The organism is Marinilactibacillus psychrotolerans (assembly GCF_900101525.1).
GTDB classification, from domain to species: domain Bacteria; phylum Bacillota; class Bacilli; order Lactobacillales; family Carnobacteriaceae_A; genus Marinilactibacillus; species Marinilactibacillus psychrotolerans.
Genome location: NZ_FMZD01000025.1, coordinates 1 through 24,747 on the forward strand (window position 1 = coordinate 1; position 24,747 = coordinate 24,747).

The 24,747-nt window shown below is 35.9% G+C and carries 20 protein-coding genes and 1 pseudogene; 5 read left to right on the top strand and 16 right to left on the bottom strand.

The annotated features are described in order from the left end of the window. From BLT22_RS10780 to BLT22_RS10805, 6 genes and pseudogenes are all read right to left on the bottom strand, one after another. Window positions 1-246, bottom strand: a pseudogene (locus BLT22_RS10780) (IS30 family transposase); the annotation flags it as partial. Between the two features lie 142 nt (window positions 247-388). After that, entirely contained in the window at window positions 389-1,105 is a 717-nt protein-coding gene (locus tag BLT22_RS10785) for a GntR family transcriptional regulator (protein ID WP_091763197.1), read from the bottom strand. 228 nt (window positions 1,106-1,333) lie between these two features. Then, window positions 1,334-1,867, bottom strand: a complete 534-nt coding sequence (locus BLT22_RS10790; protein WP_091763199.1) for a metal-dependent hydrolase — start codon at window positions 1,865-1,867, stop codon at window positions 1,334-1,336. Window positions 1,868-1,906: 39 nt separating this feature from the next. Next, window positions 1,907-2,974, bottom strand: coding sequence for an acyltransferase (locus BLT22_RS10795; protein ID WP_091763202.1), 1,068 nt, complete (start codon window positions 2,972-2,974; stop codon window positions 1,907-1,909). A 190-nt stretch (window positions 2,975-3,164) separates the two neighbouring features. After that, window positions 3,165-3,920, bottom strand: a complete 756-nt coding sequence (gene map, locus BLT22_RS10800; RefSeq protein ID WP_091763204.1) for a type I methionyl aminopeptidase — start codon at window positions 3,918-3,920, stop codon at window positions 3,165-3,167. Between the two features lie 110 nt (window positions 3,921-4,030). Then, the gene (locus BLT22_RS10805; RefSeq protein ID WP_091763206.1) at window positions 4,031-4,648 is read right to left on the bottom strand and encodes a hypothetical protein; all 618 of its coding nucleotides are present in this window, start codon (window positions 4,646-4,648) and stop codon (window positions 4,031-4,033) included. A gap of 254 nt (window positions 4,649-4,902) precedes the next feature. On the opposite strand from BLT22_RS10805, the gene BLT22_RS10810 reads away from it, so the two are divergent. The 4 genes from BLT22_RS10810 (at window position 4,903) to BLT22_RS10825 (ending at window position 8,736) form a co-directional block, all read left to right on the top strand. Further along, on the top strand, window positions 4,903-5,841 hold the full coding sequence (locus BLT22_RS10810) for an NADP-dependent oxidoreductase (protein WP_087057516.1): 939 nt from the start codon (window positions 4,903-4,905) through the stop codon (window positions 5,839-5,841). Between the two features lie 1,120 nt (window positions 5,842-6,961). Then, window positions 6,962-7,216 carry a fatty acid kinase subunit FakA-related protein gene (locus tag BLT22_RS10815; protein WP_087058662.1) on the top strand — a complete coding sequence of 85 codons (255 nt, stop codon included), beginning with the start codon at window positions 6,962-6,964 and terminating at the stop codon, window positions 7,214-7,216. A gap of 89 nt (window positions 7,217-7,305) precedes the next feature. Then, complete coding sequence (locus tag BLT22_RS10820; RefSeq protein WP_171034319.1) at window positions 7,306-7,758, top strand: flavodoxin; 453 nt, start codon at window positions 7,306-7,308, stop codon at window positions 7,756-7,758. A 129-nt stretch (window positions 7,759-7,887) separates the two neighbouring features. Continuing rightward, window positions 7,888-8,736 (top strand): aldo/keto reductase, encoded by an 849-nt coding sequence (locus BLT22_RS10825; RefSeq protein ID WP_280525144.1) that lies wholly within the window; start codon window positions 7,888-7,890, stop codon window positions 8,734-8,736. Window positions 8,737-8,843: 107 nt separating this feature from the next. Here the strand turns inward: BLT22_RS10825 and BLT22_RS10830 are convergent, their stop codons facing one another. From BLT22_RS10830 to BLT22_RS10850, 5 genes are all read right to left on the bottom strand, one after another. Then, entirely contained in the window at window positions 8,844-11,567 is a 2,724-nt protein-coding gene (locus tag BLT22_RS10830) for a YfhO family protein (RefSeq protein WP_176935467.1), read from the bottom strand. Further along, the gene (locus tag BLT22_RS10835; protein ID WP_236048913.1) at window positions 11,560-11,991 is read right to left on the bottom strand and encodes a GtrA family protein; all 432 of its coding nucleotides are present in this window, start codon (window positions 11,989-11,991) and stop codon (window positions 11,560-11,562) included. Before BLT22_RS10835 ends, BLT22_RS10830 begins: the two co-directional genes overlap by 8 nt. Further along, window positions 11,988-12,944: a glycosyltransferase family 2 protein gene (locus tag BLT22_RS10840; RefSeq protein WP_091763212.1), complete on the bottom strand. Its 957-nt coding sequence runs from the start codon at window positions 12,942-12,944 to the stop codon at window positions 11,988-11,990. The genes BLT22_RS10835 and BLT22_RS10840 overlap by 4 nt, the downstream gene beginning before the upstream one ends. Before the next feature lie 34 nt (window positions 12,945-12,978). Then, window positions 12,979-14,007: an NADH:flavin oxidoreductase/NADH oxidase gene (locus BLT22_RS10845; RefSeq protein WP_091763214.1), complete on the bottom strand. Its 1,029-nt coding sequence runs from the start codon at window positions 14,005-14,007 to the stop codon at window positions 12,979-12,981. A gap of 199 nt (window positions 14,008-14,206) precedes the next feature. Then, window positions 14,207-14,758, bottom strand: coding sequence for a TetR/AcrR family transcriptional regulator (locus BLT22_RS10850; protein WP_176935469.1), 552 nt, complete (start codon window positions 14,756-14,758; stop codon window positions 14,207-14,209). 367 nt (window positions 14,759-15,125) lie between these two features. Between BLT22_RS10850 and BLT22_RS10855 the strand changes: the two genes are divergently transcribed. Continuing rightward, complete coding sequence (locus tag BLT22_RS10855; protein ID WP_091763216.1) at window positions 15,126-16,364, top strand: aminopeptidase; 1,239 nt, start codon at window positions 15,126-15,128, stop codon at window positions 16,362-16,364. Between the two features lie 102 nt (window positions 16,365-16,466). Here BLT22_RS10855 and BLT22_RS10860 read toward each other — a convergent pair whose 3' ends face one another. The 5 genes from BLT22_RS10860 to BLT22_RS10880 all read right to left on the bottom strand — a co-directional run bounded on the left by BLT22_RS10860 (window position 16,467) and on the right by BLT22_RS10880 (window position 24,743). After that, window positions 16,467-16,928 (bottom strand): GNAT family N-acetyltransferase, encoded by a 462-nt coding sequence (locus BLT22_RS10860; protein ID WP_091763217.1) that lies wholly within the window; start codon window positions 16,926-16,928, stop codon window positions 16,467-16,469. Between the two features lie 205 nt (window positions 16,929-17,133). Next, a complete protein-coding gene (locus BLT22_RS10865) occupies window positions 17,134-18,753 on the bottom strand; it encodes a glycoside hydrolase family 13 protein (protein WP_091763219.1) in 1,620 nt (539 codons plus the stop codon). 20 nt (window positions 18,754-18,773) lie between these two features. After that, window positions 18,774-19,739, bottom strand: coding sequence for a LacI family DNA-binding transcriptional regulator (locus BLT22_RS10870; protein WP_091763221.1), 966 nt, complete (start codon window positions 19,737-19,739; stop codon window positions 18,774-18,776). A 110-nt stretch (window positions 19,740-19,849) separates the two neighbouring features. Continuing rightward, window positions 19,850-21,316, bottom strand: a complete 1,467-nt coding sequence (locus BLT22_RS10875; protein ID WP_091763223.1) for a sulfatase family protein — start codon at window positions 21,314-21,316, stop codon at window positions 19,850-19,852. Window positions 21,317-21,383: 67 nt separating this feature from the next. Next, window positions 21,384-24,743: a GH36-type glycosyl hydrolase domain-containing protein gene (locus BLT22_RS10880; RefSeq protein ID WP_091763224.1), complete on the bottom strand. Its 3,360-nt coding sequence runs from the start codon at window positions 24,741-24,743 to the stop codon at window positions 21,384-21,386. Window positions 24,744-24,747 lie beyond the last annotated feature (4 nt).

The following is a 24,747-nucleotide window of genomic DNA, read 5'->3' on the forward strand; positions in this document are numbered from 1 at the left end:
GTCTTTAATGTAACGGATTTCTTTATCGGTAAAGGTTTTATGTCTGGCACCACACTTGCTTTTATTCTTTTTATAGCGTGCATAGTAATCTTGAATCGTATCTCCTTGTTTAAGATAATTGACTACATTACAGACAGGTTGTTTTGACCGTTCAAGTTTATTTGCAATTTTTGAAGCAGATAGTCCCATAGTGTGATAAGTTTCTATCCATCCAAGGTCTTCCATGGTAAGATGGGTGTAGGCCATTTGTGGTCACTCTCCTAATTTTCGTGGTTGTAAATCTGGAATGAGTGTACCACATATGGTCTTTTTAATCGTCTAGCTTAATTTTACAATTCAAGTTTAAAAAAAAGAATCCCATATTTAAAGGGATTCGCATGTAATTTTTCTATGAATCTTGATTAATAAAAGACATTTCCACCATGTCGAAACGATGGTGGACTTTAGAATATTCAAAAGGGGTCCCTGTTTTTAGGAACATAATTTTTTCCACTTCAAGTACTGGATCATCCTCTTTACAATCCAGATACGTTTTATCTAGCTCATTAGGTTTAGCTGCCCGGACTATTTGACGATTATCTCCAAATACGATTCCTAACTCTCCTCTTATATATCTATATACCGAATCTTTAAGTACTTCTTCCGTTATACCGGGAATGGTGTGTACAGGAACAACTGTATTTTCTAAAGAGTAAGGTTTTCCACCAAGTATTCTTAACCGCTGATAGTGATAAACGGGTGTGTCTTTATCAATCATTAATTGCTGTTGCTCTTTTTCATCAGGAAAGCGTACATTAAACTTGATAATTTTGCTTTTTAATTCAACCTCATCTCGGACAGCTGTTGTGAGCCCTACATTATGTCCAATTTGAATACTAGATTGTGCCTGTAAAAGTGCATTTCTCTTCACATAAGTTCCTGAACCTTGAATCGTATAGACCAGTCCAGCAGTTGTTAATAAGTCTAATGCTCTTTTTATGGTTACTCGACTTGTACTGAATTCTTCTGCTAAAGAATTTTGGTCGGGTAATTTCTCGTCAACTGAATATGTATTATCTTTTATCCGCTCTCTAATCAACTCTGCAACTTTTTTATATTTAGGCATTTATTTTGCCTCCCTTACTCTTCTTTGTAGGCTATTTCCAAATAACTTTATCTTTACATTTTAAATTAAAAAGCGTTTTATTACAAACACTTGTAATAAAATCTCTTAACCGTTCATCAAGCGAAAATAAAAACAGAAGCCCTCTTATTCCAATGGCTTCCGTAAAGATATGTTAATATAATTCATTGCTACGTGACTGATCTAATATTTCTGAAAAATGTCCTCTCCTCAGTGGAGAAATTGATTCATATATTTAAAAGAAAAATCACTTAAATTCAACTGCAGCATTTCTTGAATCAAAAATAAAATCGCTATCACGAAAAGAACCGTTTCGATTATTCCACCTGTAGTGTAATAGATCAAGCGGAACCCGGATTGGAAACGTTTCTTGGAAAACGGCTGCAGCCAAGCAATGCCTTTTTTAGAAAAAGAATCTTCTAGTAAATGTGCAAAGTAGCCAAAGGCAAACCAGTAAATCAGTTCAAGAGGTAAACCAATGGTAGTAGATCCTAAATGAAAAATAAATAATGCTGTAAAGAGCCCTACTAGGCTATGTGTAAGTCCACGATGTCCGAAAACAACTTTCATGCTGTTACTAATTCCGATCATTCTACGTCCAATATAGGAGTGTGGTTCATCGATGTCTGGAAAGACGGCTCCTACAGTTACAAAAGATAAACTCTCCACTGAAAGAGAATCCGAGGTAACCATTAGCGGTAAAGAAATCGCTAATGTAGTTGCCAGATGTGTTCTATATCTCAATTCTTACTTCTCCTTCAATATAGAAAGCAAAAGAGTAGATCATGTTGCTTTCCGGTTTTTTTGATTAACTAAATTCATTATCCACTCCCAGATCTTCATAAGTCCCCATATAATAACATAACTGATTCCACCCACCAGTGCTGCTAGAAGTGGAATGGATAAAATTGGGGTAAATAGTGTGGTATTCAGACCAAGATCCCAGATCAGATCACGAATCAATACATGAACAAGGTAAACTCCAAAGGAATATTTAGAGATATGAATAATGATTTTCTGCATTTTTTCAGATAAGGTTACCTGCTCCATTGAATGTTTTACGAATACAAACGTAGCCAAACTAGCAAAAAAGACATTTGGTGTCAGATACTCATAAAACAAGGAATACATTGTACCATCTTGTGCCGATCTTAAAGCTGTTCCAACAACAGTTACAGTAAATCCTATTATGCCTAATCCATAAAGGGTTCTGCGCCAGTTTTTTGGTAAAGTATATCGGCTTAATAAATACCCTGCCATAAAGTATCCAGCATATCCAAGGGTAATATCTACATTGAGCCCATTATCTGCAACCGTGTCCGTTGATCTAACTGGGAACTGATTGATGGTTGGAATCAGGAACCCTACGACAAAACTTACAAGTACGAAATAGATAGCTAATTGTTTTTCTTTTGTTAATGGCCTTAAAAGCGGGACCATTACATAAATTTCGGTCAACCGATATAAAAACCAAAGATGAAAATACCCTTGAACAATCTGAATAATGGTGCGGTCTACTTCTTCCGTTAGGGCCACTTCAGGCTGTTTATATTGATCAAACAATACATAAATAACAGACCAGACAAAAAAAGCTCGGACCAGTCGCCAGATATATTTCGTATACATTGTTTTAGGTTCTATGTTCTTCTTTGGATCAAGAAAGAACATGCCACTAACCATAAACAATATCGGGACACAAATTCTCGAAATTCCATTGATAAAATTGAGCCATTGCCAGTCCATTGTTTCTAGCTCATATCGATTGGTATCTTTAGATACAATATGAATCAGGATAACCATGATAATCGCTATTATTCTCAATACATCTGCATACCAGACTCTCTGCTTCATATTTTTATTCCTCTCAAGTAAGATAATCACTAAATATCATATCAGAAATTAACCTAAACGAGTATCTAGATGCTTAAGTGTATCCACCACTTCTTCTCCACAAAAAAACTAGAAGGCTAAAAAGAGGCTTGCTTAAACTCAGTCTCTTTTCAATCCTCCTAGATTAAATGATTTGATTACTCAAAAACGGTTATTCATTTTTCTGTTTTGTTAATATTCTAGGGCCTTCTTTTGTGATCGCAATGGTATGCTCATACTGACAGCTTAATCCACCATCTTTAGTCCTAGCAGTCCACCCATTATCATCCATTTTCGACTTCCAAGTGCCTGTATTGATCATGGGTTCAATCGTAATAACCATGCCCTCTTTTAATCGCATTCCTTTACCCGATTGACCGTAATGAGGAACACTTGGACCTTCATGTAGCGTCGGTCCGATACCATGTCCTACAAATTCACGGACAACACCGAAACCTTCAGGTTCAACGTAACTTTGAATCGCATGTCCGATATCTCCGATTCGATTGCCAACTTTCGCTGCCTCAATGCCTTTATACAAAGAAGTAAGCGTAACGTCCATTAGTTTTTTAACTTCATCATTTGCCTCTCCCACTGAATAACTCCAGCAAGAATCCGATAATGCGCCATTTAAATTAATGACCATATCAACTTTGATCAGGTCCCCAGTTTTTAATTTCTGGCTTCTAGGAAACCCATGACAGATTTCGTCATTTACACTGACACAAGTCGCATATTCATATCCTTCGAATCCTTTTTGCTCAGCACTTGCGCCATGTTCTTCTATAAGTTTCTCTACATATTGGTCAATATCTGTACCAGAGATCCCTGGCTTAATGAACTCTCTTAGTTTCTCATGGATATCAGCCAGCACGGCACCAGATTTTTCCATAGCATCTATTTCTCTAGGTGATTTTAGCGTAATCACTTCATCAGTCTCCTTAAAGTATCAAATTATTATCTATTATACAGAAATTTTAATGATTCTGGAACCTTTTCGAGGAAGGTTTAATAAATCAAAGGGAAGTGAACCTCTGTTTATTCAGATTTTTGAAATTGAAGTATCATACCTTGTTCTTCAAAGAACTTCTCTGTCTCAGCTTTTCTTGTCGAATTTTTTGGAACGAGTGCAATCAGATTGGTCGTTGGTTCATGCTTCTCAAAGTAAGGAATGGCATTTGCTTCAATTCCAATTATTTTGTTTTCTTCTGGCGCAGCAAAAAGATCCTTGCTTTCCATACCATCAACTTGCAGAACTTCCATGGTTTCACTATCCGCAAAGTTTTCAAAAGCTACCTCATTTACCAATACTAAGTCATATTCCGTCGCTGCTAACTGGGCAAAGAACCGTTCTGCTCCTTGACCCTCTTGCGTAATCGTAACCAGCATTTTACCTTCTTTGTCTTCAGGGTCTAATAAGGTCTTCAAATCATTCGCTAAAGTTTCCGATTGTTCTGTTGTCGCTTGCGGGCCCAGTACACCAATATGATAATCCACTTGGGGCTGATTAAATAATTGCATTACAAAATAGATAATGAACAATAATGTCATTAGGACAGCTATTAAATGCCATTTATAATATTCCCATATGTAAGCTGCTTTTTCTTTATTAGAATCGTTTGACTTTAGTATATTTCTGACTTGCGTTTTAGCCATTTTACCCTTCCTCTTTTTAAATTCGTTCCTTTGTCTCTTTAGGATATCATGTGTTCATTAAAAATTAAAAAGATAATGAGATTATTTAAATTTGATTTTGCACAATTTAATTTGTATAATACATTAGATTCTATTGGTGTATAGGAAAGATGCAAATCTTTTGTTGATCAATAAATTTTTGATATGCTTATTCTATACAGGAAAACGTTAGAATAAGGTATTCATTATTATTAAGAGGAAAGAAGGACGAATAAATGAAAGCAATTGTTATAGAAGAATATGGCTCAGCTGATCAATTAGTTGAGAGAGACGTGCCTACACCAGAAATCAAAGAAAGCCAGGTATTAGTAGAATTACATGCTACTTCTATCAATCCGGTAGATTGGAAAGTTCGAGAAGGATACCTGAAAGATAATTTACCTTTTCAATTCCCTGTTATTTTAGGTTGGGATGCTGCTGGAATCGTTAAAAAAGTCGGAGAATCCGTAACCGGTTTTTCTGTAGGAGATAAAGTATTTGCTAGACCCGCTACGAACCCTAACGGGACATACGCTGAATATGTTGCAGTCGATAGTAATTTACTCGCACCTATGCCAGAAAATGTTTCCTATGCAGAAGCAGCTTCCATTCCACTAGTAGGTGAAACGGCTTGGACAGCATTAGTAGAAATTGCTAAGATTAAAGAAGGCGATAAAGTGCTCATCCATGCAGGTGCTGGTGGTGTCGGCAGCTTAGCCATTCAAATTGCTAAAAGTTTCGGTGCTACTGTCGCTTCAACTGCAAGTTCTGATAATGAAGATTATCTGAAAGATTTAGGCGTAGATGTCTTTATTGATTACAAGAAACAAGATTTCGAATCAGAACTTGACGACTATGATATTGTTTTCGATACCATGGGCGGAGAAATTCAAGAAAAAAGCTTTAATGTATTGAAAAAAGGCGGTATAATCGTTTCCATTACGAATCCTCCTAGTGAAGAACTCGCTAAAGCCAAAGAAGTTAAAACCGGTTATTTCTTCCTGGAACCAAATGGTAAACGTTTGGCTAAACTGGGTGAGTTGATGAAAAATAATCAACTTAAAGCTACTATCGGCAGCCAGTTCCCTTTCTCTGAAAATGGATTAAGAGAGGCTCATCGTCTAAGCGAAACACATCATGCAAAAGGAAAAATCGTTATTAATATTAAATCTTAAAATACACGATTGAATCATTACAAAGAGGTAGGGACAAAAGTTTCTATTGAGCAATAATTTGAAGTGTATACCAACCAAAAACCCCATCAAATCAAGGATTGAATTTCCTGGATTTGATGGGTTTTTACATTCTATCTAGTTTTGTCCCAGTTTCTTTGATTTGTATCTGTTTGTTTTGGTTCTAGATTAATCTGCATAGGACTTTTGTTTTCACACAATTATATGAACTTTACCGAATATGAGCTGCATATCAAGCAACTCATTAAAAAATCTCCACTCAGTTAGCAGATATGAGCTGCCTATCAAGCATCTCATTAAGAAATCTCCACTCAGTTAACAGATATGAGCTGCTTATCAATCAACTCAATAAGAGAATACCACTCAGTTCCCAGATAAGAGCTGCATATCAGTCAACTCAATAAGAAATCTCCACTCAGTTACTAGATAAGAGCTGCTTATCAATCAACTCATTAAAAAATCTCCACTCAGTTAGCAGATATGAGCTGCCTATCAAGCATCTCATTAAGAGATCTCCACTCAGTTACCAGATATGAGCTGCGTATCAAGCATCTCAATAAGAGATTACCATTCAGTTACCAGATAAGTGCTGCATATCAATGAACTCAATAAGAGATTACCACTCAGTTACTAGATAAGAGCTGCATATCAAGCAACTCAATAAGAGATTGCCACTCAGTTAGCAGATAAGAGCTGCATATCAAGCAACTCAATAAGAGATTACCACTCAGTTAACAGATAAGAGCAGTTCCTCACACTATTCAGCTCATCTCAGTCAGGTTTCTATCTCAAGCAAAGTATCTATTTTTAGAAAAATTGGCATGTGTAACAATAAAAATAGAGGCTGACAGCAAACGAGCTAGAAAGTAAAACGCCGTCAAATCAAAATAAATTCCTTGATTTTCTAACACTTCAAATTTTAGACAATGAAGACTTTTGTCCCAGCTACTTTGTTTTATATAAATTTCTTTAATTTCCTCTCATAAATCAAAGATAACATTACGATTTCAATTCAAAGGATTGCTTATCTTCTATATATCAGATATATTATATTCATATTTAAAAATCGTAAGCTATACGATTTACACAAAGGAGAATACTTATGGAAAATGAATATAGATACGATACTCAATTATTGATAGAAGGAGAAAACTTGTCTGAAGAGGCTATTTCCCATTACTTTAATCAACATTTTAGCGGTGACTGTCTCCTAGCAGTTGGGGATGAAAATTTAATTAAAATTCATTTTCATACTAACCAGCCTTGGGAAATTCTAGAATATTGTTCTACTTTAGGGGAGATTTTTGATATTGTGGTAGAAGATATGTTTCGTCAGTCAAAAGGATTAAAGGGTTAACATTAAATAAGTGTCACACTACTTTTTTTGTTGTTCTTTCTTTGCTATACTATTTTAATGAGATTAGGATACAGAAAGGATGGAAGTACGTGCCTAAAGTAATGATCGTATATGCCAGTCTAACGGGAAATACGGAACAATGTGCTGAAATTGTGGAGCAAACGTTTAGAGAATTAGGTGCAGAAGTTGAGCTGGTTGAGAGCTACTCAGCTGATCCCACAGACTTCGAAGATGTAGATATCGCAATTGTCGGAACTTACACCTATGGTACCGATGCTAATCTTCCTGATGAGATCGTAGACTTTTATGAAGAATTAGAAGAACTCGATCTATCTGGAAAGATTTACGGCACATTTGGTTCAGGAGATACATTTTATGAAAAATATTGCAAATCAGTAGATGATTTCAGTGAACAATTTGATAAGACTGGCGCTGTTAAAGGAGCTGAGAGTGTCAAAGTCGATCTTGATCCTGAAGAAGAAGATACTAAAAATCTCCAAGCTTTTGCAAAATCATTGTTGGACACATTCAATAATCAGTAAAATAAACTGACCTTATATGATATGATATTTACTCATATTATATAAGGTCAGTTTTTCGTTTCCTTTTGTTCGCACTATTTAGATACATGGTGTATAATTTTACTTATAAAAGGATAGGAAAGAGGGATTATTTTGTCATTAACAGATACGTATACTTTGAAAAATGGTGTTAAAATTCCAGTAGTTGGTTTCGGGACTTGGCAATCTTCAGATGAAGAAGCTGAAAAGTCTGTCCTTTGGGCTTTGGAAGCTGGTTATCGTCATATTGATACTGCAGCTGCCTATAAAAACGAAACAGGTGTTGGACGTGGAATTAAAAAAAGCGGTTTGAACCGTGAAGATATTTTCATCACGACTAAACTGAGCAATAAAGAACATGGATATGAAGAAACAAAACAAGCCATTCAAGATTCGTTAAACAAACTGGATACGGATTATATTGACTTATATATTATTCATTGGCCAAACCCAATTAAGTATAGAGATAACTGGAAAGAAGCAAATGCTGAAAGCTGGCGTGCTATGGAAGAAGCGGTTGAAGCTGGAAAAATTCGTGCTATCGGAGTTTCCAATTTCCATCCGCATCATTTAGAAGCATTAGCTGAAACAGCTAAGATCGAACCGACTTTAAACCAGATTCTATTAAATCCAAGTGATATGCAGACTGAAGTCGTGAAATATAACCAAGCGCACGATATTGTTTCAGAAGCTTATAGCCCACTGGGAACAGGTAAAATTTTCGAAGTTGAAGAACTTAAAGCGTTAGCGGCTAAATACAATAAATCTATTGCCCAATTAGTATTACGCTGGAGTTTACAGCACGGGTTCCTGCCTCTACCTAAATCGGTTCACGAAGAACGTATCCATGAGAATGCCGATATCTTTGATTTTGAAATCGAAAAAGAAGATATGGAAAAAATCAATCATTTAGAAGGTCGCGCAGGTTCTGCTCAAGATCCAGATCAAACTTCATTCTAAATATTCAATTAAGACCCGTTCTGATATAGTGGTCCTTAAAAGTTAGACCTAAAATCTAACTTCCAAGGATCGGCTCTCAGAGCGGGTCTTTTCTATATTATATTCTATTATTGTTTATCTTTTTGTAATACAAAATGACTGAGTCCCATTATGATTATTCCTAATACAGAGATTATAAATCCTGTTTTTAGATAAGGCGTCTGATAGGTCATCGATATGTGGTTCTCTCCTTCAAATAGAGGCAGTCCTGTAAAGCCAATATTGGCTTTTACTGGTTCAACCGTTTTTCCATTGATTTCAGCTTTCCATCCTTTTGAATAAGGAACGGTTGTCACAAGCCAATTATCAGTCGTATCTTCAATAGTACCTTCTATTTTCTGATCATCAAAGGTAGTCATTTTCAGTGCTTTTTCATTTCTGATTACACTTGCTTCTGAAATCTGAGCTTCATCTATTGCTTTAGCATATAATTTTATTGAATGGATCTCATATCTGCCTGCTCGATTAAAGTTCAGTGTAACTTGATTATCTACATTAGAATTCTCTTCTACATATCCAAGATTGATCAGCATAGAATCTCTGTGAAAATATGAACTGAAGCTATATCGATCAGCTTGATAGACACTTTTGTTAATATCCCCGTATGCTGCATTTAGAGTGTAATTCGTTGGCTGTCTGAGCAAAGGGTTTTCTTTAATAGGAGAATAGTTTAACCCTTCTAATCGAACATATAACTCTGACCCCATCAATTCTTCTGGTCGATCGATCATTAACTTGACGGTCATTTCATCTGATTCTGTGGTGTACATTTGGTCAGCTTGTATAACGGGTGTTTTAGCAGAAATGACTTGTTTAAACGGTACCTCTTCTATTTCTGTTTGACGATCAGCTGGTACTAGTTTGTTTTCTTCATATTGTTCATCTTCTAGTATGATGTTATTTGATAATACGGCTTCTCTTTCCAGCGCATTTAATTCCATAAAGGAAGACCGAGACATTCCTCGATTGATCGTATAAGCAAAGGGAAAGTCATTTTCTGTTTCTGCTAGAATAAATTTCTGATTATTATCAGGTTTGTTTGTGATATCATACCCGAATGGAATAAAGGCTTCATCTTGTCTTTTTGCAATGATAGACTTAACCCCTAAGAAATTATTCACTCCACTTCTATCATCTACTCCACCTCTTAGTGGCTGAATCGTTTGGTAAGGACTTGTTTCAATAGTCCGTGCAAACTCTGATAAGTTGCCGTTTGAAACAGATAAATAAGAATTAAGCCCCATTGTATCCAGATAGATAAACTGGTTTCGAATACGATTATCTTGAGAAGTAACGCCTACTCTGCTGATATCCTGATTTTCTATTGTTCTGGCCTTTTCAAGTCCACCTAAAGCTTCTTGATACTTTTGTTCAACTGTCCCATAATCCAATACTTTAGAGATCATATTCCCACCAAATGAATAATAGTATCCAACGCCATTGGCAACTAAGTTGAGTATAACTAGTCCTAAAATTATTTGATTTTTTTTACCAGAATGACTGAAGTAAGTTGAAAAAAGGACAAACCACATTGCCCAGCCAAAGAAGATAGGAACTATCATATATACCGTTAAATAGTCAGGAAATAAAATTGCGATTACTGCAGCTGCTGTGTAGACACTTAAAAGGAAAAAAGTCTTTTTCTTTGCTGCTGGCTTAAGATTTTTTACTTGGTCGACTAAATATCCACCCGCCAACGCCAAGTAAAAAGCAAATACAAAGGAAAATCGATTATAAGGACCGGATAGCCCATTCATCAATGATCCAAAAAAAGGAAATAATAGCAATATAAATAACAAAGAAAGCATCACTTTAATAAACTTGAACTTTGGCAAAGGTTTTAGAGATACCAAAGCAATAAAGGAAAGTAAAGAAAAGCCTCCTATTGTCCAAAAATAACTGCCTGGAACAACTGTATGATCAAATAATGCCAAGTAATATTCTAATGGATAGATCCACATATTCATTTCAATGCCACCTGGAGTTCTTGAAGCATTCAAAAATCCGTATACAACGGGCACAAATAACATTGCAGAAATCATTAGACCAATAAGATAGGCTAATGTCGTTTTAAGGAATAAGTTAAGCAAAGAACCATCTTGTTCCTTTTTATACACCATAAAGTATCTCGTTATCGCATAAAGGAATATCAGCATCGTCAATTTGTAGAAAAAATAAAAATTGCTGAAGGCACTTAATGCTACGGCTACTGTAAAAACTGTACTTCGCTCTTTAAGGAATATTTTTTCCATCCCAAGGCAAAGTAAAGGAAACCAGATCATTGCCAGTATAAAAAATGGATGTCTAGACATATTAAAGATACCATAGTTAGCAAAAGCATAAAGAATGGAACCCGTCAGACCAGCATAATGAGAAAAGTTCATTTTCTTTGCAAATAATAAAAAGCTGCCTCCCACTGCCCAAATCCTAAGAAAAATGAGCAAGTGAAAAGCAATTTCCGTTAATGATTCTGGAAACAATAATCCTAAGTACACAAAAGGATCCCCAATTACATAATATCCATATGATTGAATGACATCTGACCCCATGCCGATTGTCCAGTCCCACAATGGAAATCCTTCGCCAGTCAAAAAGCCTCGTAATTTCTCAAGGTAGTCATGGAAAATCAAGTAATGCTGTGTATATCCATCCGTTGTCCAGATAAAAGAAGCTTTTTCAATGAAAAAATAATATCCAAAAATAGCTGACATCATTCCTAAAAATAACAAACTATATAATCCTACTGTTCGTCTCGATATTTTCTGCTTATCGATTTGTCCTGCACTAATCATGCTCTCCCTCTTCCTGCTTGAAGATGAAAACTTTACTGAACACATAATTTACGACTACTACAATAAATTGTGTTAATATCTTTGAGATATTTGTGTCGACCGTTAAGAGACTAACTAAAATATACATACTGAGCATATCAAAAACTCCGGAAGCCAATCGAAACCCTACAAAAAGAATAAACTCCCTAAAAGACTCCTCTTTAGAAGTCGTATTCGATTTAAACACATATTTTTTATTTGTGAAAAAAGCAAAAAGAATGGCACCAATGATAGATAACCCATTGGCAATCAAGTAAGGGGTGTTGAGCAATGTGTCAAAGAAATAAAAGATTCCAATGTTCACAATGGTTGCTAGAACACCAAAAAACAAGTAGCTTATCACCTCGTTATACTTAGTATATTGATCTTTTAACCATTTCATCATTTATCTTCTTCCTTTTCTGATTCGTCAAATTCTGAAGATTCTCTGATGAAGTAAGCAGGTCTGCCTTTTGTTTCAACGAAAACTCTTCCTAAATATTCTCCAATGACCCCTAATGAAATTAACTGTATTCCACCTAAAAATAAAATAGCTGCAAGAAGTGTTGGATATCCAGCAGCATCTGTTCCAAATAAAAATGTTTTAATGGTTTCAACTGCCAAGAAAATAAAAGCCAACAAAGAAATCGTAAAGCCAATATAGGACCATACTTTTAACGGAACTGTACTATAAGAAGTGATCCCATCGATAGCTAATTTGAATAAATTGCTCCATTTCCATTTTGTTTCTCCAGCTGCACGCTCTTCGGCAAAATAAGTAATTTCTTTTTTCTTGAAACCTATCCAGCCATACATACCTTTAGTGTAGCGCTCTTTTTCTCGCAGCTGCCTAAGCGCCACAATACATTTTCTATCCAATAGCCTGAAATCTCCAGCTTGTGGGATAACTTTTTCTGGAGTCATCTTTTGAACGACTTGATAATATGCCTTAGATGTCCATTCTTTCAAGAAGGTCTCCCCTTCCCGTTTTTTCCTGACTGCATATACATCTTCGTATCCTTGTTCCCACCAATCAGTCATTTCTTCTATCACTTCCGGTGGATGCTGCAGATCTGCATCCAAGATAACGATCCCATCACCTGTTGCATAATCAAATCCTGCCAACATGGCCGTTTCTTTCCCGAAATTTCTAGAAAGGTCTACATACTGCATCCTTTTATCTTGCTTATTCAGTTCTTTTAAAAGCTCTAATGTATTATCTGAACTTCCATCATTAATAAATAAGAATTGGAATTCATACTTACTTAAATGTTCACTTACTTCATTCAGTCTTTCAATTAATTGTGGAAGAACTTCTTCCTCGTTATAAGCAGGAATAATTACAGATAATTTTTTCATTTTTATTTCCTCACTTCTATTGTTTACATACTGATTACTCGTTGAACCCGCGACCATAAGATGCATTGTAAGGCTCGAATTGATGATAACCTAGTTCTTTCGCAGCCATCATCGGCCAGTTTGGATTTCTTAATAAAGGTCTTCCAAGAGAGATTAAGTCTGCTTGTTCTGTCTCAAGAATGTGATTTGCCAGATTGGGATCGCCTAATTTTCCTACGGTTGCAACCTTAAGACCAGAATTGTCTTTGAAATATTTAGCATATTGGGTCTGATAACCAGGATAAATCATAGTGGGTCTCTTAGGCAGCAGTCCACCTGTAGAAACATCTATCACTTCTACAGAAAGAGCTTCTAGCCACTGATTCATTTGATTGAATTCTTCAATTGTTGTACTGCTTTCGTCATAATCAGTAGCAGAATATCTCACCCATATACTGCCTTTAAAAACTTTTTTAATTTCTAAAATAATTTCTTTAAGTAGTCGAAAACGATTTTCTAAAGATTGTGCACCATAATGATCATTTCTTTGGTTTGTTATCGGTGATAAGAATTGGTTTAGGAGATAGCCATGAGCGGCATGAATCTGTAAAACATCAATTTCCGCATCAGCTGCTCTTTGGGCAGATGATTTAAAATCAGCAATCACTTTTTCTATACCTTTCAAAGTCAGTTCCGATGGTACTTGGTAGTCACCACTGTAAGCAATGGCGCTTGGGGCTACTAAATTCTTCGCATCTTCTGCTTTTCTTCCGGCATGAGAAAGCTGAATGCCTGCTCGACTCCCAAATTCATGAATAGTACTGACTAAGCCTTTTAGTTTAATCATTTGGTCATGATTCCATAAACCAAGGTCTCGCTCAGAGATTCGTCCTTCTTCAGAAACAGCTGTAGCTTCCAAAATAATCAGACCCACTCCACCAATAGCTCGACTCGCATAATGTACATTATGAAATGTGGTTAGTTCCCCATCCTTTTTTTCTACAGAATACATACACATGGGTGCCATCACGATTCTATTTTTTAATTTTAGTTTCCCAAATTGAAAAGGTTCAAATAATTTCATCTTCGTTTGATCTCCCATTTTTGATTATTTAGTTTTCAATCAATATCTATTTTATCATGGAACATTAAAATAGCATAAAGAAATAGCATATATATAAATGAGAGTTTTTTCAGTAAAATAATAATATAGTTTGCTACATCAAAAAAACAAAAAGAAGGCAGTCCGAATTAGGAACGGACTGCCTTCTTTTTAGGACAATTTAATGCTGCGTTTCTTTTACCGCTTGAATGATATCAGCAGCTTTCTGGCTGATTTCTGTTTCATTTTCGTACACTATTTTACCTTGAGCTACTAGCATTGCTACTCCATAGATAGCTGGCCACAATCTATCAAGATAGTTATTTATACTGCTTTCGCTTCGGGTTCCTTCTTCACGTTCAATGATTGCTTTAACGTTCTCATATGCAAAATCATGCAGTTGAACGGCTTCAAATTCGCGATCCATATAGATGGCAGAAAAAAATGTTGGTTCATTTTTTGCAAAAAGTATATAGTTTTTACATACTTCGACTAAAGGATCTTGAGATTCATGAACAGAAAAAACCTGTTCTATTAAATACTGCTTTATATAGTCAAGTAACCCTATTTTTAAATCTTCCATGTTTTTGAACTCTTTATAGATGGGCTGAGTCGAAGAGTTCATCTTAATTGCAATTTGTCTTGCAGTGAATTGATTAAATCCACTGGTTCTGAGCAATTCCATAGAAGCACCTAAAATATTTTCTCTTAAAATAGTTCTTTGTCTTGGCACCTTCTTGTCTCCCTCAATTCTTAAATTTTCTACCTTGGTCATCTGATAATATTATCAAGTATAACATACTTAACATAATAAAAAAAGAACAGATAATTACCTATTAATGAGTATATCAAAAAACAAAAGTTATTAAAACACTGATTAATCAACTTCCTCATAACGTTCGTTATCTAAACATGTTAGCTAATTTTGTCATAATTAAATGAAATACGTAGTTAAATAATAACAAATTTAATAAACTTTACGCTAAAATCAGCCTAATTGGGTAGTATTTTATCGGATATAAGCTGCCTCCTCGCACTGGATTCTAGAGTATGCTATTATATTACAGTATAGATTTTTACTTTTTAGGAGGATTATAAAAATGGCAATTGCAAATTTTGAGGAATTATTGAAAAAATATGCTTCCCTGATTGTTTCGAGTGGTGTCAACGTTCAATCTGGGCACACAGTAGTGTTGAATATTGATGTGGATCAAGCTCCTCTGGCTCGTTTAATTACTGAAGCTGCATACGAAAAAGGTGCTAAGGAAGTCATTGTTAAATGGTCAGACGATCATATTGACCGTTCTACATTCAAACATGCTTCTGAAGAAGTGTTAACAGATATTCCACAATACAAAATTGATGAGAGCTTAGATCATATTGAAAAAGGCGCAAGCCGTATCAGTGTACGCTCAGCTGATCCAGATTCATTACAAGGTCTGGATAGTTCTAAGATCGCTGCAGCGCAAGCTGCCTCAGGTAGAGCATTCTCAGCAATGAGACGTGCAACACAATCAAACAAAGTTAGCTGGCTTGTAGCGGCTGCTGCAGGTGAAAAATGGGCAGCTAAAGTTTTCCCTAATTTAGATTCAAAAGAAGATCAATTAGATGCTTTATGGGATGCGATTTTTAAGGCGGTCAATGTTTATGATGAAGACCCTATTAAAACTTGGGAAAACAAAGATGTTACCTTAGATACTAAAGCAGAAGAATTGAACAAAGAACAATTCACTGCTGTACACTTCACTGCTCCAGGAACAGACTTGACAGTTGGGCTTCCAAAAGGTCATCGTTGGGAAGGAGCTGGAAGCTTTAATGTACGTGGAGAACGATTCATGGCAAATATGCCGACCGAAGAAGTCTTCACTGCTCCAGATGCAAACCGCGTAGATGGTGTTGTTGTTTCCACAAAACCACTGAGTTATGCAGGTAATATCATCGAAGGTATGCAGTTCCACTTTAAAGATGGAAAAGTAGAAAAAGTAACTGCTGAAAAAGGAGAAGACGTCATTAACAAGCTAATTGCAACAGATGAGGGTTCTGCTCGTTTAGGTGAAGTGGCTTTAGTGCCTGATGCTTCTCCAATCTCTCAATCTGGGTTAACATTCTTTAATACTTTATTTGATGAGAATGCCTCAAACCACTTAGCCTTAGGATCAGCTTATGCTTTCAATTTAATTGGCGGAACTGAAATGTCCGAAGAAGAGTTAAAAGCTGCTGGTTTAAATCGCTCTGATGTTCACGTTGATTTCATGTTTGGGTCAGATCAAATGGACGTAGATGGAATTCGTGAAGATGGTAGCCGTGTACCAGTGTTCCGTAAAGGTGCTTGGGTTTAAATTTCTTGAACAACCAATAAATCACAAAAACCAGAGACTTCTTAATCAGAAGTTTCTGGTTTTTATTGTTTTTATCTGATAGATCAAAGGATATCTTCCGTATTATTTTTTAACATTTAAAACCATAACCAACTCTCCATTTTCCTCATCGATTCTTCCAGTATCTATAAATCCAATTGTTTCATATAATTTTTTTGCTTGATTGTTTTCTTTCACTATGCTGAGCACAATATCTTTTACTTGCCATTTTGACTGAATATAATCCACTATCAATTGAAGAAATTTCTTTCCATATCCCTTTCCTTGAAATTGACCATCAATCATAAACCGATCTAACCAGATATACTCTTTTTCGGCATTAAAAGCTCCAATCATCGTAAATCCAATTGGGTATTCTTCTTTAAACAATCCAAAAGCAGACCAGTTGTATCGTGTTTCATAAAACGATTCTAGTAATGATTCAGCATTTGAGGTAATATATTTTTCCTGATCAGTTAGCGGTTTTAATTCTACTATTGCTCGCCAGTTATCTTTAGTAACAGGTCTTATATTCAACCCTTCCATTTACTTCGCCTCTTTCCTTTTGTCCTATAAAATCCTAACATAAAAGTATACGCAACTAAATAATTATTCAATCATAATATGTAATGAGCGAATAAAAAAATACCTGTCTTTAACTATGAAAACAACTAACTAAACAAGTCATAATGATTGAGGTGAAAAATACACTTACTCCCTTTTAAAAGGAATAAGTGTATTTTAAAGATAGTTATTTCTCCACTACGAAAGTTTCATATGGGGATAGATTCAGTTCTTTTAAATTGTAAGCTTTTTTATCTGAATTAGAAATAATGACTTCCACAATTTGTTCTTTATCTGACAGTGACAGTTTGGTTTCCTGATCACTGAAATTAGCCACAATCAGCCAAGTAGTATCGGAATTTTGACGTTCATATGCAAAAATCTTCGGATGATCTAAAAGCATCATTTTAAATTCTCCATCAATAACTACAGTATGTTCTTTTCTTAACTGAATTAGTTTCTGATAAGTATAAAAAACGGAATTTTCATCCTTCAGGGCCTCTTCAACATTGATTTCTTGAATATTTGAATTGACTTTCATCCAAGGGGTCCCGATTGTAAATCCTCCCTTCGCACTATCTGCCCATTGCATTGGTGTGCGTGCATTATCTCTTCCTTTGGTGTTGATTGCTTCAATAATTTGTTCTTCTGTCCAACCTTGAGCTAATTTTTCGTGATATAGTCGGTAGCTTTCAATATCTTGAACTTCTGAGATGTGATTAATTACTAGATTTGTCATCCCGATTTCTTCCCCTTGATAAATATATGGTGTACCTTTCATCAAGTGAAGCAAAATAGCTAGCATCTTTGCACTCTCAACCCGATATTTCTTGTCGTTACCGTATCTTGACACGATTCTAGGGGTATCGTGATTATCCCAGAATAAACTGTTCCACGTAGTATCCGGTATCCCAGTTTGCCATTTGTTAAACACTTGTTTCAATTCTATTAAGTCTAACTTCTTTAAGTCCCATTTTGAAGTTTCGGGCAATTCATCAATCATCAGGTGTTCGAATTGAAACATCATATTTAATTCATTTCTGCCTTCGTCTGCAAAAAGCGGGGCTGTTTCAGGCGTCAGCACCCAGCTTTCTCCAACAGTCATGACATCATAGTTTCCAAAGGTCTTCTGGTGCATTTCTTTCAGAAAATCATGTAATTTTGGACCGTTCCCGGTTATTTTCTGATCAGGATCTTTTCCTAATAAATCAATAACATCCATTCTGAAACCGCCAATTCCTTTATCCAGCCAGAAATTCATCATCTTATAGATATCCTGACGCATTTCTTTATTTTCCCAATTTAGATCCGGTTGTTTCCTGCTGAAAATATGAAGATAGTATTGTCCAGATTTTTCATCATATTCCCATGCTGAACCTCCGAATGCTGATTTTAAATCGTTGGGTTCTCTCCCATTAACTGGGTCTCTCCAAATATAATAATCTCTATATTTGCTTGTTTTATCTCTAATCGCTTCTTGAAACCAGGGATGTTCATCAGAAGTATGATTCACTACTTGATCCATAATAATCCTAATATTTCTTTTATCGGCTTCAGCAATCAGATTATTCATATCATCCATCGTTCCGTATTCAGGATGTATCGCTTCATAGTTGCTGATGTCATAGCCATTATCATCGTTTGGAGATTCATAGACTGGACTCAGCCAAACTGCATTCACGCCCAATGTCTGCAGATAATCTAAACGCTTTATAATACCGGGAATATCCCCGATTCCATCCCCATTGGAATCCTGAAAACTTCTGGGATAGATTTGATAAACGACTAAATTTTTCCACCATGTCATATAACCTTTCACCTCGTTTCTTAATCAGCTGAGAACTTCGTTGAAATCAGTGCATCATTTCCTCTTTCTCCATTCAACATCTTATATAATGTATTCATTCCAACGGCCCCCCACTCTCTTTTTGAGTAGGTTACACTATGCATTTTGGGATCTAGATAGCGACTGACGACAAGATTATCAAATCCAATGATTTTCACTTCAGTTTCCGTATTTAATGAAGAGTTTTTAAAATAATTATAAGCGCCGATTCCCATTTCATCATTTAATGCAATAATCTGGATTTTTTTTGCCTGCAGCCCAGATTGTTTCTTTGCTTCAGCTGCTATCTCTCGTGCCGCTAGATAGCCTGATTCTTCTGTAAATTCACCTTTATAAATACGGAATTTTTTCCCTAATTTGCTAATCTCTTGCGTTGCAGTCTTTAACCGTTCTTTGCTGTCAAAGTTCCCTTTTGGTCCTCCGATAATGTCAATGACTTCTACTGGAGAAGACTTTAATGATTGAACGGCTTGTTTCATTCCTTCTCGATTATCAAGCAAGACATGGCGAATATTTTCATGCTCTAATTGTCTATCTAAGACTACAATCGAATGACCTTCTTCAGCATATTTAAGCAACTGTTCATCTGGATAGTATTGATCCAATACGATAATACCATCAATCATTCCTTGCGGCAGAAACAGACGAGACTTTTCTCCAGAACAAGCAATGATATCAAATCCCAGTTCTCTAGCCATATTATGAATACCATCAAGTAATTCCCCATAGAAACTACCACTGTAACTGGATAGATGAACTCCGATAATTCTAGTTTGTTTCCTTCTCAAATTCTGTCCTGCTCTATTTGGGATATAATTCATTTCTTCCGCAATCATCAGAATACGTTTTCTAGTTTTTTCACTAACTTTAGAACTATTATTTAATGCATAGGATACGGTTGAAATAGATACATTCGCTTTTTTTGCGATATCTTTGATTCCAGTCATAAGAATCTACCTAACTTTCTTTTACAATCTACTAACTCACATATTTCACTTTAACTATCTTGAATCGCTTTCGCAAGCTATTTTAAGAGAACTTATAAGTCCTATTCTCATTATACCTTAAATTCATTTGGATGCGCTTGCTTTAATTTTTCAATGGCTTCTGTTCTGCCAGTTGGCATTAATCGTTGATTAATATACATTTCAAGATTACCTTTGGCGTGATAAGGTCCGCCTTCATTCATCACCGTCCATAAAGGGTCTAATGGTTCTGTCATTTTAGCCATCATCTCGTCATGCCATTCATTCAACAATTCTATTGCTACTCTTACAATGCCTTCTCTAGTTTCAACCAGATTATGTTGTTCATAAGGATCTTGCTCTAAGTCATACAGCATGTGCTTTTCAAATAGATGAAAGCCATCGTGATACGTTCTTATATATAACCAATTATCAAATAACACACTTCTCTGACAAACGTGTGAACATTGACTAATTACTAGATACTTACGTTCTTTATAGGACTGTCCACTTAATGCAGGCGCAAAGCTTTTTGCATCCCAATCCGGATCAACTTTCACGTTTAACCATTCTGCAAGAGTCGGTAAGATATCCATATTATAATGAAAATTGCCGTCAACCCTACCTTCTTTCATTTCTGGAAGTGAAAGAATCATGGGTATGTTGCATGTACCTTTGTCAGCCGTAGCATGTTCCGCATAAATCCCAAGCTCACCTAAGTTTTCTCCATGATCACCAGTTATAATTACCGCAACTTCATCTAAAATCCCTTGATTATCCAACTCTTCAAAAATCTGTCCTAAATGATCATCCATATACCGAATCCCCGTATCATATCCATCAATTAATTTTCGCATATCATTCATATCTTTTATTTCAGTAGGATATCTTGGATACTCAGGTAATGGTTTATTCCAGTACATGTCAACTTCTCTAGCAGAATGCGGTCCAGCTAATTCTCTGTCTCTATCAAGCTTTTCTTTAGTCAACCAGTCAGGCAAAGGATCATTCCTAAATGGTTCTCCATAACTTTCTGGTGTACGATAAGGAGTATGTGGATCCCAATAATTTAGATATAAACACCAGTTATCTTTATCAGTATTTGATTTTAACCATTTTAATGCAATTGATGTGACTTCAGATGCTATTTCGTCTCCCAATTTACCGCAGTTAAAAACCTGATTCCATCCTGCTGTAAAATGCCATGCCGAATGTCTTTCATGAAAGGTACTGACTAAGACGGTTTCCAAGCCTTTTTGCCGTAAAATCCCTGGAAGGCTGAAGGTTTCAAGACCATCTTTAAAATCCGAATTTTTCTCTGAATTCCTTAAATTAGTCGCTTTACCACCATGATCCACTACGCCTGTTCGTATACCAAACTTCCCTGTAGTAAATGCTGTTCTAGAGGGTTTGCAGGGAGCATCAGAAGCATAATATTTAGTAAATCTTATGCCTCTTTCTGCTATACGGTCAATATTTGGAGAAGTGTTTCGATGATAACCGTAACAACCTAAATGGTCTGGTCTCAATGAATCTACATCAATGAATAGTAGTTTCAAGATGATCTCTCCTAGAATATTTTATACTGCTTTTTCCTGCTGAATTTTCAAGTTTTCCATTTAATGGTTAACTATAAACTGGATAATACACATCAATACTAGTTGTTTCTTGATTCAAGTGATGGATTAAATCTGAATCCTCAAGGCAAACCCCAGCATTTCGATAAGGATTTTCAATGATTTTATGGGTAACTTCCTGTTTGTTTACTCTAACACTCAATTGGCTTTGTTCATTATAATGATATTTTATAATAAGCGGTTTATCGTCGTAGCAATACTCTACAGTTAGCCCATCCATTTCTTTCGTTAAAACTGGGTCTAGTACTAGATTCTTGTCTTGAATTCGAATACCTAAGGCATTTGAGACCAGTTGATTCATATAAATACCCGGCCCGCTTGAGTAGATTCTCCATCCGCCTTTTACCCTTACCTCCCCTTTTTTAACTAAATCAAAGTGTTCTTGTGCTTCATAACGATCAGAAAAATCAGCATCTGAACTACTGAAATACGTATTGCTCTGTCTTAGCTCTGCATTTTTTACGACTTGCTGAATATTGATTGGATTGATCGTCTCAAGACCTTTCCAGATTTCATTTGGCTTACCGATTTTAGCCATCGCTTCAATATATCTAATATGGGCATGTACATACATTAAGCCAATTTCACGACCAAAGTTTGCCGCTTGCTCTGCTCGCTTGAATTGGTGGCTGACTCCGCCTCTATAGGTAGCTGGTCGATTCATTAGTCGAACGCCATCTGGTGTATTTAAATATTCCTGTATAATTTTATAATGTTTATCAACTTGTTCTTTTGTAAACAGTTCACTGATCATTCCTCTGATCATAGGAAGCAAACGATACTGAATACCTGTTGTTGTATCTTCAGGATGAATCATTTTTACGATTTCATCTTCACTTGGCATATAGATAAATCCTGGAACGACTTCGTTTGATGAGACATACTTTCTAAAATCAGCTGCAATATTTTCTGATAATTTTCTAACCTCATCTGACCATCCATCTTGATTAGTTTTTAACCCATGCGCAAATTTCTGTAAAGTCTGATAAGTCAAAGCGATTGTCCAGCTGCTAGCCATATCTTTTTTGAGACTTTGATTATGTGGCTGCAATGTATCATCCCAGTCACCATCTCCATAAGAAGATAGGAAGGTATTACCCAAGAAATGATTTTGAATATAATTTAATTGCTTGGTTACATGATCTCTAATTGTTTCAGATTTTTGCGTTATTTCTTTTGTGATTTTATCAAAATAAGGTACTGAAGCATCCAAAATGCCAAAATCACCAGTCACTTCAATATAGTCTGCCAGCATCTTTAATGGCCAGACAATCACGTCTCCATGGCTCTCATCCGCTTGTACTTGAGTATAAGAATCGAACATAAACCACTGTGGCCAGTTCCCGTCCTGCACGTGTTGATGCGTATAGACTTTTTTTATAATTTCTTTTGTACTCTCATATTGCTGCATCGCCATTAAATACTCTGCCGGTCCCTGTGAGACATCTCTCGTTCCCCATGCTGCTCCACCAAATTGCTCTAGACCATGCGGTACAAGGTAGTGAACGAGCATATTATGCGTATACCACCAAGTCGTTAAATTCATTTTTTGAGAAATTCCAGTCAGTTGTTTGGGACCATTAACCTTAAATCCGTTACTTAATTGATCAAAATAGGATGAGAAAGCATCAACTTCTTGAGTAAATGACAACTGGATATTATCAAACTGATTTCCATCAAGAGATCCTTGCATCATCAATTGGAACTGCTTTGTCGCATCAACTTTAAAATTCAGCAACATCGCTGTTCCCCCGTCAATCCCCTCCAATATAAAGTCTTCGCCCACAAGCGTTGAAGTCGCACCTTCTAGTTTGAACCGATAAGTGAGGTCAGGAAGCTTCTGATGAGCAGCAGTCTGTTCATCAAATGTAAAATAGACTGCCTGATCTTTTTCTTCATACCAGACCGGTACTTGATACTCGCGGCTATTCATTGTGAACTGGTTAGTAACCAGATACTCATAACTTTTCCCACTTTTGCTTTCTACTGACAATTGAATAGCAGAGGTAGTTGCAGAAGAAAGGTTCGTTACAATAAAGGTTTCAGCTTCAGTTTTATACAACCATTTGACGTAATTCGCTCCGATTTCGATCAATGAAGGCATAGCTAATAAGCAATACGTATTTTCAAGCTTAACGTATACTCGCTGACCACTTGTTTTAAAATAGTTGATTGGATTTCGAGCGTTAGATAGTGCTTTATTCATGTCTGTATTTCCTAAAACCAGCTGAGCATTAAAGATTCCATAAATCCAGGAAGTTGTGCTCATAATAGCTTCATCAGGGACTGTCTTATTATGCGTAAATAAGATATGTCCATGAGGACGTTCTAGTAGATACTCTTTTTCCTTTAGTGCCACATGAGCATTTTTATCTGTAAAGAAAGAGAGTAACGTTTCATCAACGACTTCTTCTTGTACTCTTTTTGGGTACAGTTCTTCTATTTCATCTTTTTGTATAGATACTGTTTGTAAAGGTTGTCCTAGAGAATTTTTTTTACTTACAGATTTTTTTTCAGTCAATTCTTCATATATTATTTGATCGTAATTTGACTGTATCTTTTTTATTTCTTCTAACTTTTCAACAGCTTCAGGATGAGAATTTTTATAATAACTATAAAAAATAAACTTAGCAGTTCCGTCTAGTGATGTACGTTTAGATTTTAAAATACTGTAATCAAATTCAAACTGGATATTTTTATTTTCAAAATCCGGATAATAGATAACTTCTGGTTCATTTGTTTCTTTATAGGATTTACCGAAGAACTGAAATCCATCGGTCAAAAAACCATCTGCAATCGTTAGACTTCCTTGCTGCAGATAAGGATGCTGGCCATTCTGCGGTTGATTTTGTCTAGAATTGATTGAGTAGCCTAGATCTGTTTCAATAATTTTATGATCCACATATTGAGCGACATAGGCTTCATTTGCTTTTAATGCTGCCTCTTCTGCCAATCCTAAATCTTGACCATACACGATATCAATCTCTCGGTTTGAACCGTTAACTTCTACTTCCCAAAACCAAATAGACTCTTCAGATAAAACAAAACGAACAACGTATTCAATCCCTTCAAAAGATCCTTGCCAGCTTGCCTGCTTTTTTCCAACCGCAAATGTACTATCAGATTTAATTCCTAATAGAGGTTTGTAGCTTTGGACTTGTCCGTGCTGATCAAAGAATCTCAGATAGATATTATTCATTGAACCGTCGATCATATTTCCTTCAATTTGATTGATCATAATATCGTCATGCTTGAACGTATACAAATCTCCTGATTGAAGAAACGTAACCTTTGTCTTGCCTGATTCCAATATTTCCATATACCTATTTTCCTGCTTTAATGTTTTCATGCCA